Origin of the sequence: Hydrogenophaga borbori, assembly GCF_003417535.1 — a bacterium.
Classification (GTDB): Bacteria; Pseudomonadota; Gammaproteobacteria; order Burkholderiales; family Burkholderiaceae_C; genus Hydrogenophaga; species Hydrogenophaga borbori.
Window position 1 is genome coordinate 22,691 of record NZ_QVLS01000002.1, and the last position, 12,180, is coordinate 34,870.

A 12,180-nucleotide genomic window follows, 5' to 3' on the forward strand; every position below is an offset into this window, starting at 1 on the left:
CGGTGGATCAGCGCGGCGCCAGCGGCGTGCGGGTGGTGGCCTCGGCCAGCAGGCGTTCGATCAACGGGCCGTGCAGCCGGGCCAGGTGGCGCGCCAGGCGCTCGACCGAGGCGTACTCGAAGAACAGCGCCATGGACACGTCGGTGCCCAGCCGGGCCGCGAGCGCGTGGCAGGTGTGCACGGCGATCAGCGAGTCGGCGCCGAGCCGCGAGAACGGCACCGAGCGGTCGGCGCACAAGAGGCCGTGCGACGCGAGCTCGGTCTCGATCCAGTGGGCCACGGTGTCCTCGGCCAGCGGACCGGCGGGTGGCGGGGCGGCCGGTGGGCTGGCGGTGGCGGTGGCGGTGGCGGTGGCGGTCTGCCCGATTGCTGCCTGCGCGTCGGTGGTCCGCGCCGGGGCGGGGTGCGGGTCGTCACGGCCCGCGGCGCTGGCACCGGGCGATCCGCCGGCTGGCTCGCGCGCCACTGGCGCGGCTGGCCCCCGCGTGTCGGGTGAGCTGCCCGGCAGCCAGTACGCGCGGCGGGTGAAGGGGTAGGTCGGCAGGGGCACGATGCGCGCGCCGCTGCCACGAAAGTGCTCGCGCCAGTCGACGGGTTCGCCGCGCAGCCAGCGCTGGCCCAGTGCCACCAGGGCCGCCAGCCCCTCGTCGCCGGGCCATGCCCGAGGTCCGTGCCGCAGCTGGTCGATGGCGTCCCGCACGCCGCAGACCACCAGGCATTCGCGCAGCCTGAAGGCTTCGCGCCCCGCGCAGCGGGTGAACGACAGGTCGAGCATCGACAGGTCGGGTTGCTCCAGCAGTTGGTCGAGCAGGCGGGCGCGCACCGCCAGCAGTTCCTCGCGGTTGCGCGCCGACAGGCACAGCAGGTGGTGCGAACGCGTGGTGCGCGCGCGGGTCGCGGGCAGCGGCGCGTCGGACACGATCGCGTGCGCGTTGGTGCCGCCGAAACCGAAGGAGCTGATGCCGGCATGCCGCGGGGCCGCGCCCCGGGGCCAGGGCGCGGCGGACAGCACCGGCCAGAACGGCGTGTGCTCCAGGCGCAGGTTCGGGTGGGGCTTGCGCAGGTTCAAGGTGGGCGGCAGCAGCCCGTGCCGCAGGGACAGCAGCAGCTTGATCAGCCCCGCCACGCCGGCCGCGGCCATGGGGTGGCCGATGTTGGCCTTGACCGATCCGATGCCGCAGTACGGCGCGCCGCCCGGCTCGCCAAACACGCTGGTGAACGCGTGCACCTCGATCGCGTCGCCGACCGGCGTGCCGGTGCCATGGGCCTCGACGTAGCCGATCTGCGAGGGGTGTAGGCCGGCCTGGGCCAGGGCCTGCCGCAGCATCGCTTCCTGCCCTTCCAGCGTGGGCGCCATGAGGCCGATCGAGTGGCCGTCGTTGGTGACGGCGGTGGCCGAGATCACCGCGTCGATGCGGTCGCCGTCGGCCAGCGCCTGGTCGAGCCGCTTGAGCACCACCAGGCCCGCGCCCTCGCTGGCCACCATGCCGCTGGCGGCCTCGTCGAATACCCGGCAGACGCCTTCGTCCGACAGGGTGCCGGTCTGGCTGAGCAGCTGCAACATGCTGAGCGTGGACAGCAGGCTCACACCGCCGGCCAGCGCGATCTCGCACTGGCCCGACCGCAGTTCGGTGCAGGCGCAGTGCAGCGCCACCAGCGAGGACGCGCAGGCCGTGTCGATGTGCAGAGCGGGGCCTTTGAGGTCGAGCCGCTGCGACACGCGCGCGGCGATGATGCTCAACAGGTTGCCCGGTAGCAGCTGCGGGTGCTGCGCGGCAGGGCAATCGCCCCGGCGGCGCAGTTCGATGAGCGGCTCCAGGTAGGCGTTGTGGATCGAGCCGACACAGACGCCGACCTTGCGCTGGGCCGGCATACGGGCGCCGGTGTAGCCGGCGTCGTCGAGTGCTTCATAGCCCAACTCGAGCATCAGGCGCTGCTGGGGGTCCATGAGCCGGGCCTCTTCGTCGTCCACGCCGAAGAAGTCGGCCGCGAACAGCTCGATGCCATCGATGCGCCCCATGTGCAGGCGCTGGCCTTCGGGCATCCAGGGCGGCGCCGGCACTTCGCGGATCGACGACACGCCGTCGCGCAGTTGGCCCCAGAACTGCGCCGGCGAGGCCGCGCCGGGGAAGCGGCAGGCCATGCCGATGACGGCGATGGCCGGCGACGCGTCGGCAGGCGCCTGCGCCGGCGCACAGGCGGGGGAAGCGGTGGAGGCAGAGGTGGAGGCAGAGGTGGAGGCGGAGGTGGAGGCGGAGGTGGCACGCGCGGCCTGCGAGGGCGCTGGGTGGCGCTCCAGGTAGGCCACGGTGTCGCGCACCGTGCGGCCGTCGACCAGCAGCCCCGTGCCGAGGCGGCGGCCCAGGCGTTTTTCGAGCAGCGCCAGCGCCTGGATCGCCTGCACCGAGCCGCCGCCCAGCGAGGTGAACGGGGTGTCCAGGCCGATATCGCCGGGACGCAGGCGCAGGGCCTCGGACCAGGCCTGCACCACCTGGCGCACCAGGTCGTCGTTGGCCGGTGCCGGGGACGGCGCCTGGGGCGCAGGGGCAGGGACGGCCTGGAGCCGCTCGGCGAATTCGCCCAGCTGCCATTGCTGCCGGAGCTGGTGGCGCTGCGGCTTGCCACTGGAGGTGTGCGGGATGCGGCGCACCGGCACGGCGCAGGCCACCGGGTGCGCCAGGTAGGCCTCGGCGGCGGCGCGCAGGCGGTGCAGCAGGCACCCGCCGCCGTCGCGCGCGCGTGCCACCACGAACAGCACCACGGCCTCGCTGCCATCGGCCTGCGGCACGCCGCAAGCGGCGATGCGCCCGGTCTTGAGCCCGAACAGCTGGCTCAGGTGCTGCTCCACGTCGACCGCCATCACCTGGCGGCCGTGGAGGGCGATCACGTCCTTGAGCCGGCCGGTGATGGTGAGGCGGCCGCCACGCAGGAAGCCGAGGTCGCCGGTGCGCAGCCAGCCCTCGGCGTCGAAGCATTCGCGCGCGGCGCCCTCGGCGCGGGTCTCGTAGCCGCTGGTGACGCTGGCGCCACGGACCTGGACCTCGCCCAGACGCTCTTCGCCGAGCTCGCCACCGTCTTCGCCGACGACGCGCACCTGCGTGGAGGCGAGGGGCAGGCCGACATCGGCGTACTCGATCGCCTCCACGCCATCGGCGGCGTCCCGGACCAGGCCGTCGCGCAGCAGCGCCTGGCGGTCGAGCCGGTGGGCCAGCGCGCGCCCGCCCTGCGGGGAGAGCGACACGACCACCGTGGCCTCGGCCAGGCCGTAGGCCGGCGTCATGGCGTCGGGGCGCAGGCCGGCCGTGGCCATGCGGGACATGAACGCGCGCATCGTCGGCACCCAGATCGGCTCGGCGCCGTTGAACCACAGGCGCACGCAGGACAGGTCCACGCCCACGGGCGGGCCGCCGTCGAGCGCTTCGAGCACGTGGCGCAGGCCGAAGTTGGGGCCACCCACCACGGCCGAGCGGTGCTGGTGGATCTTGGTCAACCACAGCAGCGGATCGGCGACGAAGTCGGTGGCATCGAGCTTGACCTGGCCCGCCCCGAGGTAGGCGGGCAGCAGATGGAACATCACCAGGCCCATGTCGTGGTAGTACGGCATCCAGTTGAGGAAGCCGTGCGCCGGCAGCAGCCCGTGGGCCTGCGCCATGTCGCGCAGGTTGGCGAGCATGTTCGCGTGCGTGAGCCGCACGCCCTTGGGCGTGCCGGTGGAGCCGGAGGACAGTTGCAGGTAGGCCAGATCGCCGGGCTGGGCCCGGTGCGCGCGCGCCCGCGCGGCGTCGGCCTCGCCGGGGTCGCGGAGCCAGCGCATGCCGCTGGGCAGGGGCGCCGCGCCACCGGCGTAGTCGGCCCGCTGGTCTTCGTCGATCAGCAGCGTGGCGTCAGGCCCGAGCAAACCGCACACGGCGCGCAGCCGGCGGGAAGCCTCGCTCTCGCGCCGCCAGCTCGCCACCTTGGGCAGCAGCACGGGCACCAGACCCCCGAGCACGCAGGCCCAGAAGACCTCGAGCTGGCGGGCGCTGGCGCCGACCTGCGTCAGCACCGTCTGGCCCGGCGACAGGCCTTGCGCCTGCAGCGCGGCCAGCAGGCCCCGCGCGCGGGCCAGCAGGCCGGGGTAGCTCAAGGGGGTCTCGCTGCCGTCGCGGTGCACGGTGACGAGGGCGTGGGGGGCGGGAAGGCTGGCGGCGTTGAGCAAGACGTCGGCCAGCGTCGCGGGTGGCGTGCTGTGCATGGTGGACTCCCTGGTTTGAGCGGGGCACCATGCTGGGCGAACTGGCCCGAGCCGGCGCCGATGCGGCGCAAGCTTGATCCTTTGGTTGGCACTGTTGCGTCGAACGGGCGGGCCCGCCGCCGCACCGGCAAAAGAAAACCCGCACACCGAACGGTGGCGGGTTGGCGGTGGGAAGCGCCCGGGCCTACATCTTGGACGGCAGCCAGTTCACCAGCCCGGGGAACCAGTAGAGCAGCAGCACGGCGAACACCATGATGAGGAAGTAGGGCAGGCAGGCCGTCGAGATCCAGGTGATTTCGCGCCGCGTCATGCCTTGCAGCACGAAGAGGTTGAAGCCCACGGGCGGGGTGATCTGCGCCATCTCCACCACGATGACGATGAAGATGCCGAACCAGATCAGGTCGATGCCGGCGGCCTGCACGGTCGGCAGGATCACGCCCATGGTGAGCACGATCATGGAGATGCCGTCGAGGAAGCAGCCGAGCACGATGTAGAACACGGCCAGCGCGATCAGCAGCATGCCGGGCGTGAGGCCCAGGCCACCGACCCATTCGGCCAGGTGCCGCGGCAGGCCGATGTAGCCCATGGACAGCGTGAGGAAGGCCGCGCCCGCCAGGATCAGCGCGATCATGCAGTACAGCCGCGTGGCGCCCAGCAGCGAGTCGCGAAAGCTCACCCAGTTGAGCGAGCCCTGCGAGCCCGAGAGGATGAGCGAGCCCACCACACCGATGGCCGCCGCTTCGGTGGCGGTGGCGATGCCGCTGTAGATGGCGCCGATGACGCTGCCGATGAGCACCACGACGGGGATCAGGTGGCGCGCCTCATGGAGCTTCTCGGTGAAGCTCAGCCGCGTGTCGGCGCTGGGCACCTTGTCGGGGTTGAGCAGGGCCCAGACCACGATGGCGCCGCTGAACAGCGCCGCCAGCACGATGCCGGGGATGACGCCGGCGACGAAGAGTTTCGCGATGGAGACCTCGGCCGCGACGCCGTACACGATCATGATGATCGAGGGCGGGATCAGCAGGCCCAGCGTGCTGGCGCCGCCGAGCGAGCCCACGATTTTTTCGGGCGGGTAGCCGCGCCGCGTGAGCTCGGGGATGGTCATCTTGCCGATGGTGGCGCAGGTGGCCGCCGACGAGCCCGAGACCGCCGCGAAGATGGTGCTGCCCAGGATGTTGGTGTGCAGCAGGCGCCCGGGCAGGGCGTTCACCCAGGGCGCCAGGCCTTTGAACATGCTCTCCGACAGCTTGGTGCGGAACAGGATTTCGCCCATCCACACGAACAGCGGCAGCGCGGTCAGTGTCCAGCTGCTGGCCGAGCCCCAGATGGTGAGCGCCATGGCGTCGCCCGCGGGGCGCGAGGAGAACAGCTCCATGCCGATCCAGGCCACGCCGGCGAGCGTGAGGCCGATCCATACGCCGCTGCCCAGCAGCAGGAACAGCGAGGCGATGAGCAGGCTGGTGACGACGAACTCATTCATGCCGCGTCTCCCCCTCGGCGCGCGAGCGCTGGCCGCGCCATTCGAGCACCCAGTCGTCCAGCAGTGCGATGAACAGCACCGTGCAGCCCAGGCCCATGAGCACCTGGGGAATCCACAGCGGCGTGGCGTCGGCGGCGGTGGAGATGTCGTGGAAGGTGTTGGACTGCCACACCAGGCGCCAGGCGTACCAGGCCAGCGCGCCGCTCATGAGCACCGCCACCGACAGCGCCCAGAGCTCCAGGCCGCGCCGCGCGCCGCCGCGCAGCTTGCCGATGATCAGCGTGACGCGGATGTGCTCGTTGCTCTTGAGCGTGTGCGCCAGCGCCAGGAAACCGGCGCCGGCCATGGCGTAGCCCGCGTAGGCGTCGGTGCCGGGCACGTAGAAGCCGGCGACGCGGCTGACGATGGACAGCAGCACCATCACCAGCACACCGATCATGAAGAGGGCGGCCAGCCAGCCGGCGCCGAGGTAGAGAGAGTCAAGCAGTTTGCGCATGAGGAACGGTGGAGGCGCCGCGAAGCCAGACCCAGGGCACCGAGGATCCGGTTGCGCCGGTCCTCAGGTGCCGCCCCCTCGAGGGGGTCGCGCGAAGCGCGGCGGGGGTGTTACTTCCTGTACGCGTCGATCAGTTGCTGGCCTTCGGGGCCGGCCTTCGACAGCCATTCCTGCAGCATGGTGGCGCCCACCTTCTGCAGGTCGGCCTTGAGCGCGGCCGAGGGCGGCTCCACCGCCATGCCATTGGCCTTGAGGGTGGCGAGCGTGTCGGTGTTGACCTTCTCGGAGGCCGCCCAGCCGCGCGCCTCGGCGTCGGCCGCCGCCTTCATGAGGCCGTCGCGCGTGGCCTTGTCGAGCGCGTCGAAGGCCTTCTTGTTGGCGATGACGGCGTTCTTCGGCAGCCAGGCCTGCACGTCGTAGTAGTACTTGAGGTGTTCGTAGAGCTTGCTGTCCACGCCGGTGGCGCCCGAGGTCATGTTGTTTTCGACCACGCCGGTGGCCAGGGCCTGCGACAGCTCGGCGGCCTGCACGGTGACGGGCTGCGCGCCCACCAGTTCGGCGATGCGCGAGGTGGCCGGGCTGTAGGCGCGCCACTTGCTGCCCTTGAGGTCGGCGGCGCTGGCCACGGGCTTCTTGCTGTACAGGCCCTGCGGCGGCCAGGCCACCGCATACAGCAGCACCATGCCCTGTTCGGCGAGCTTCTTCTCCAGGATGGGCTTCTGCGCGGCGTAGAGCTTCTTCGAATCGGCGTAGCTGGTGGCCAGGAAGGGGATGCCGTCCACGCCAAAGACCTGCCACTCGTTCTGGAAGTTGGCCAGCAGCACCTCGCCGGCCTGGGCCTGGCCGCCCTGCACGGCGCGCTTGATCTCCGGCGCCTTGAACAGCGAAGCGCCGGGGTGCACGGTGATCTTGAGCTTGCCGCCGGTGGCCTTGTCGACGTCGCTGGCGAAGCTGGCAAGATTGACCGAGTGGAAGTTGGTGGCCGGGTAGGCGGCGGGCAGGTCCCAGGCGGTCTGAGCCTGGGCGCTGGCGCTCAGTGCGAAGGCCGCGCCGGCCAGGGCAAGCTTGAAGTTCATGGTCGCTCCAGAAAGTTGAACGGATGACGAAGACGGGCAGCATAGTTGCAAAAGCCGGGCCAGGCCCGTCCGTATTTCCCCGGAGAACACCATGAATCTGCGCTTCGTCGAGGCTTTCTATTGGGTGGCCACACTCAAGAGCGTGACGCGCGCGGCCGAGAAGCTCTTCCTCACGCAATCGGCGATGTCCAGCCGAATCGCCGCGCTGGAGGAGGAGCTGGGCGTGCTGCTGCTGGATCGGCGCGACAAGCAGTTCCGGCTGACCATGGCCGGCACGCGCTTCCTGGTCTACGCGCAGCGCTTGCTGGAGCTGCAACGCGAGGCCAAGGCCGAGATGGGCTCGGGCGATGCGCTGGCGGTGTCGTTGCGCATCGGCGCCATCGAGTCGGTGCTGCACGCCTGGCTGATCCCGTGGATGGAGCAGCTGCGCACCGAGAACCCGGCGCTGGAGCTGGAGTTGTCGGTCGAGACCACGCCGGTGCTGATCGAGCAGATGCGACGTGGCACGCAGGACCTGGTGTTCACGGCGCTGCCAGCCACCACCGATGGCGTGCGCTCGCGCGCGCTGCCGTCGATGGAAATGGTGTTCGTGGGCAGCGCCAGCCTGCACCGGCGGCGTCGCTACACGCTGCAGGAGTTGGCCGAGCTGGAGTTGCTGACCTTCCAGCGCGGCTCATTGCCGCACGTGGCCCTGCTGGAGCTCTTTCGCGCGGCGCGCGTGGAGCCGCGGCGCGTGCACACCATCTCGTCCGTTTCGGCCATGCTGCAGATGGCGCAGGGTGGCTTCGGTGTGGCCACGCTGCCGCGCGAGGCGGTGCGGCACTTGTTCGTGGTGGCCGACCTGCGCGAGTTGCCCTGCGACGCGCGCCTGCAGCCGCTGCCTATCCATGCCAGCTACCGCAGCGACCCGTCCGCGCAGGCGGTGGAGACGGTGATGCGCTCGGCGCAGGCGTTCGTTGACGTCTGGAACGGGTCGGGCGACGGCACCGCATTGGGGCGGCCGCGCACGAAGACGTCGCAGAAGTCGCCCCAGTCAAAGGCATCGAAAAAATCGATGAGATAAGCAAGAAAATTTTCGTTTGTGGTGGCTTCGGCCACTGACCACAATCCGGCCCCAATGTGACGGGCTCGTCACGAACACAAAGGACCGGAGGCGAACGCAGTGGGATTCCTGGACGACCTGGCGACACGGCGAATCGATGCCGATGCGCAAGCCCTGGCGCGCCGCGTGCGCGGCGCCATTCGCCGCGGCGAATGGACGAAGCACACCAGCGGCCTGGCCGACGAACTGGTGCAGGGCAACGTGGTGATCCTGCCGCAGGCGTTGGCGGACGATTTCCTGCTGTTCTGCCAGCGCAACCCCAAGCCCTGCCCGCTGCTGGCGGTGGGGCGACCGGGCGATCCCTCACTGCCCGGTTTGGGCGAGGGCATCGACATCCGCAGCGACATGCCGCGCTACCGCGTCTGGCGCGACGGCGAACTGGTCGGGGAGCCGACAGACATCGCCGATGTGTGGCGGGAGGATCTCGTCACCTTCGTGATCGGGTGTTCGTTCTCGTTCGAGCAGGCGCTGATGGACGCTGGCATGCGGCTGCGCCACGTGGACGAAGGCCGCAACGTGGCCATGTACCGAACCCATCTGGCCACCGCGCCGGCCGGACCGTTCGCGGGCCCCATGGTGGTGAGCATGCGCCCGTTCAAGGCAGCCGATGCGGCGCGCGCCGTGGAGATCACCTCCCGCTTTCCCGACGTGCACGGCGCGCCGGTGCATGTGGGCGACCCCGCGGCCATCGGCATCCACGACCTGTCGCGGCCCGACTACGGCGACGCCGTGGCGGTGCTGCCCGACGAAGTGCCCGTGTTCTGGGCCTGCGGGGTCACGCCCCAGGCGGCGATCGCCCAGGCCCGCCTCCCGTTCTGCATCACGCACGCCCCGGGCGCGATGCTGATCACCGACCTTCTCAACCAGCAACTCGCGAGCGAACAAGGAGAGCGACCATGATCAAGACAACAATCGGCCTGTGTGCTCTGGCCCTGGCCGGCGCCGCGCACGCGCAGACCCGGTGGGATCTGCCCAGCGGCTACGGCGCCAATACCTTCCAGGTGCAGAACCTGCAGCAGTTCGCCAACGACGTGGACAAGGCCACGGGGGGCAAGCTCAAGATCACCCTGCACGCGGGCGGATCGCTCTACAAGGCCAATGAGATCAAGCGCGCGGTGCAGACCGCGCAGACGCCGATCGGCGAGTTCATTCTCTCCGGCGCGGCCAACGAGAACCCGCTGTTCGGGGTGGACTCGGTGCCCTTCCTGGCCACGGGCTACGAGCAATCGCGCCGCCTGTACCAGGCGGCCAAAGGCGCGCAGGAGAAGCTGCTGGCCCAGCAGGGCCTGAAGGTGCTGTTCTCGGTGCCCTGGCCCGGGCAGTCGCTGTACTCGATCAAGCCGGTGAACTACGCGTCCGACCTGGAGGGCACCAAGATGCGCGCCTACAACCCGGCCACCACGCGCATCGCCCAGCTGCTCAAGGCGCAGCCCGTGACGATCCAGCTCGCCGAGCTGCCGCAGGCCCTGGCCACGGGCGCGGTGCAGAATTTCCTCACCTCCAGCGCCAGCGGTGTGGAGAGCAAGCTTCACGAGCAGGTGAAGCACTTCTACCCGGTATCGGCCTGGCTGCCGCGCAATGTGACGGTGGTGAATCTCAAGGATTTCAACGCGCTGGACAAGGCCACGCAGAACGCGCTGACCACGGCGGCGGCGCAGGCGGAAGCGCGCGGCTGGGCGCTGAGCGAGAAGCTCGACAGCGAGTACATCGGCCAGTTGAAGGCCGCCGGTATGTCGATCAGCCAACCGAGCGATGACATGAGGAAGGCGCTGGCGTCCATCGGCGAGACCATGACCGCCGAGTGGATCAAGGCCGCGGGTCCCGAGGGGCAGGCCATCGTCGACGCGTACCGCAAACAGCCCTGAACCGATTCGCGCACGGCGGGGCCCGGCCCGCGCAGGCCGCCTCGCCCCGCCGACTGCGCTTCCTTCCTTTCTTGTGAACCGATGCCGGAGGGCACGATGGATGCGTTCGTCCGTACTGTTCATCGCTGGCTGCTCGCGCTCTCGTGTGTGGGCATGCTCGCGGCTTTTGTCTCCGTCTCGCTGGGCATCCTGGCGCGCCTGCTGCGCTGGGACATGGCCGGGCTGGACGCTTACGCGGGCTACGCCATCGCGGCCTCGCTGTTTCTGGCCCTGCCGGCCACGCTCCTGCGTGGCGAGCACATCCGCGTGACGCTGGTGCTGGAGCGCCTGCCCGGCTGGGGGCGCGCTGCCCTGGAGTGGTGGTGCCTGCTCGCGGGCACGGCGCTGTCGTGCTACCTGAGCTGGTACGCGGCGCGCCTGGTGTGGGTCTCGCGCGTGACGCACGACGTCTCGCCGGGCGCCGACGTGACGCCGCTGTGGATCCCGCAAACCGCCATGGCCGTGGGCTGCGCGGGCCTGGCTCTGGCATTCCTGCAGGTGGTGCTGCACCGCTGGCGGGGCACCGATCTGTTGGCGCCGGGCGCGGCTGCCCGCACCGAATGAACCCACCCAAGGAGCCGCTGTCATGGACGCCGTGATCGCATTGACCCTCATCGTGCTGTTGTTTGCCGTGCTCGGGTCGGGCCTGTGGATCGGCCTGTCGCTGCTGGGCGTGGCCCTGGTGGGCATGGAGCTGTTCACCCAACGCCCGGTGGGCGACAGCATGGCGCTCACTGTGTGGGGCTCCACTTCGAGTTGGACGCTGACCGCCTTGCCGCTGTTTCTGTGGATGGGGGAAATTCTGTTCCGCAGCAAGCTGTCCAACGACATGTTCAAGGGCCTGGCGCCCTGGCTCAACTGGCTGCCCGGCCGTTTGCTGCACACCAACGTGGTGGGGTGCGCGATCTTTGCGGCCATTTCAGGCTCGTCGGCCGCCACCTGCGCCACCATCGGCAAGATCACGCTGCCCGAACTGAAGAAGCGCGGCTACCCGGACGCTCAAGCCATCGGCACCCTTGCGGGCGCGGGAACGCTGGGCCTGTTGATCCCGCCCTCGATCATCATGATCGTCTACGGTGTGGCGGCGAACGTGTCGATCGCCAAGCTCTTCCTGGCGGGCGTGGTGCCAGGCGTGATGCTGGCCGTGCTGTTCAGCGGCTACATCGTGGTCTGGTCTCTGCTCAACCGGGAGCGCCTGCCCGGCAAGGAACCGGCGACCTCGCTGCGGCACAAGCTTCACGCCTCCCGCCATCTGATTCCGGTGGTCACGCTGATCGCGCTGGTGCTGGGTGGCATCTACAGCGGCATCGCCACCGCCACCGAAGCGGCGGCGCTCGGCGTGGCGGGCTCGCTGGTGCTCTCGCGCCTGGAAGGCTCGCTGAACTGGGGGAGTTTTCGCGAAGGCCTGGTGGCGGCCTGCCGCACGTACTGCATGATCGGTCTGATTCTGGCGGGCGCGGCCTTCCTCACGCTGGCCATGGGCTTCATCGGCCTGCCGCGCCAGGTGGCCGAGTTCATTGGCGGCCTGCAGCTCTCGCCCTTCGCGCTCATGCTCTTGCTGGTGCTGTTCTTCATCGTGCTGGGCTGCTTCCTGGACGGCATCTCGATGGTGGTGCTGACCATCGCCGTGCTGCTGCCCACGGTGCAGGCGGCGGGCTTCGACCTCATCTGGTTCGGCATCTTCATCGTGCTGGTGGTGGAGATGGCGCAGATCACGCCACCGGTGGGCTTCAACCTCTTCGTTCTGCAGGGGCTGACGCAGCGCGAGGTGACCTGGATCGCGCGCACGGCGCTGCCACTGTTCACGCTGATGATGGCGGCCGTTCTGCTGACCTACGCGGTGCCGGAGCTGGCGCTTTGGCTGCCCTCGCGCATGCAGGGCTGAGAG

Annotated in this window: 9 protein-coding genes; 5 read left to right on the plus strand and 4 right to left on the minus strand. The window is 70.1% G+C overall.

What is annotated here, in order from left to right; all coding sequences use genetic code 11:
* Nucleotides 1-7: 7 nt before the first annotated feature.
* From DY262_RS03360 to DY262_RS03375, 4 genes are all read right to left on the minus strand, one after another.
* Nucleotides 8-4,234, minus strand: a complete 4,227-nt coding sequence (locus DY262_RS03360) for a beta-ketoacyl synthase N-terminal-like domain-containing protein (RefSeq protein WP_116957582.1) — start codon at nucleotides 4,232-4,234, stop codon at nucleotides 8-10.
* A gap of 184 nt (nucleotides 4,235-4,418) precedes the next feature.
* Nucleotides 4,419-5,714, minus strand: coding sequence for a TRAP transporter large permease (locus DY262_RS03365; protein WP_116957583.1), 1,296 nt, complete (start codon nucleotides 5,712-5,714; stop codon nucleotides 4,419-4,421).
* Nucleotides 5,707-6,210: a TRAP transporter small permease gene (locus DY262_RS03370; RefSeq protein WP_116957584.1), complete on the minus strand. Its 504-nt coding sequence runs from the start codon at nucleotides 6,208-6,210 to the stop codon at nucleotides 5,707-5,709. Before DY262_RS03370 ends, DY262_RS03365 begins: the two co-directional genes overlap by 8 nt.
* 110 nt (nucleotides 6,211-6,320) lie before the next feature.
* Nucleotides 6,321-7,286, minus strand: coding sequence for a TRAP transporter substrate-binding protein (locus DY262_RS03375; protein ID WP_116957585.1), 966 nt, complete (start codon nucleotides 7,284-7,286; stop codon nucleotides 6,321-6,323).
* Nucleotides 7,287-7,377: 91 nt separating this feature from the next.
* On the opposite strand from DY262_RS03375, the gene DY262_RS03380 reads away from it, so the two are divergent.
* The 5 genes from DY262_RS03380 (at nucleotide 7,378) to DY262_RS03400 (ending at nucleotide 12,177) form a co-directional block, all read left to right on the plus strand.
* A complete protein-coding gene (locus DY262_RS03380; RefSeq protein WP_116957586.1) occupies nucleotides 7,378-8,349 on the plus strand; it encodes a LysR family transcriptional regulator in 972 nt (323 codons plus the stop codon).
* A 99-nt stretch (nucleotides 8,350-8,448) separates the two neighbouring features.
* Nucleotides 8,449-9,288 carry a putative hydro-lyase gene (locus DY262_RS03385; protein ID WP_116957587.1) on the plus strand — a complete coding sequence of 280 codons (840 nt, stop codon included), beginning with the start codon at nucleotides 8,449-8,451 and terminating at the stop codon, nucleotides 9,286-9,288.
* Nucleotides 9,285-10,253, plus strand: a complete 969-nt coding sequence (locus DY262_RS03390) for a TRAP transporter substrate-binding protein (protein ID WP_116957588.1) — start codon at nucleotides 9,285-9,287, stop codon at nucleotides 10,251-10,253. The genes DY262_RS03385 and DY262_RS03390 overlap by 4 nt, the downstream gene beginning before the upstream one ends.
* A 96-nt stretch (nucleotides 10,254-10,349) precedes the next feature.
* On the plus strand, nucleotides 10,350-10,856 hold the full coding sequence (locus DY262_RS03395) for a TRAP transporter small permease (protein ID WP_181936406.1): 507 nt from the start codon (nucleotides 10,350-10,352) through the stop codon (nucleotides 10,854-10,856).
* 22 nt (nucleotides 10,857-10,878) lie between these two features.
* Complete coding sequence (locus DY262_RS03400) at nucleotides 10,879-12,177, plus strand: TRAP transporter large permease (protein ID WP_116957590.1); 1,299 nt, start codon at nucleotides 10,879-10,881, stop codon at nucleotides 12,175-12,177.
* The last annotated feature ends 3 nt before the right edge of the window (nucleotides 12,178-12,180 follow it).

Excerpts from the sequence above, each read along its gene's own strand:
- DY262_RS03380 (WP_116957586.1), top strand. The coding sequence starts at position 7,378 with ATGAATCTGCGCTTCGTCGAGGCTTTCTATTGGGTGGCCACACTCAAG.
- DY262_RS03375 (WP_116957585.1), bottom strand. The coding sequence starts at position 7,286 with ATGAACTTCAAGCTTGCCCTGGCCGGCGCGGCCTTCGCACTGAGCGCC.
- DY262_RS03360 (WP_116957582.1), bottom strand. The coding sequence starts at position 4,234 with ATGCACAGCACGCCACCCGCGACGCTGGCCGACGTCTTGCTCAACGCC.
- DY262_RS03395 (WP_181936406.1), top strand. The coding sequence starts at position 10,350 with ATGGATGCGTTCGTCCGTACTGTTCATCGCTGGCTGCTCGCGCTCTCG.
- DY262_RS03400 (WP_116957590.1), top strand. The coding sequence starts at position 10,879 with ATGGACGCCGTGATCGCATTGACCCTCATCGTGCTGTTGTTTGCCGTG.
- DY262_RS03365 (WP_116957583.1), bottom strand. The coding sequence starts at position 5,714 with ATGAATGAGTTCGTCGTCACCAGCCTGCTCATCGCCTCGCTGTTCCTG.
- DY262_RS03370 (WP_116957584.1), bottom strand. The coding sequence starts at position 6,210 with ATGCGCAAACTGCTTGACTCTCTCTACCTCGGCGCCGGCTGGCTGGCC.
- DY262_RS03390 (WP_116957588.1), top strand. The coding sequence starts at position 9,285 with ATGATCAAGACAACAATCGGCCTGTGTGCTCTGGCCCTGGCCGGCGCC.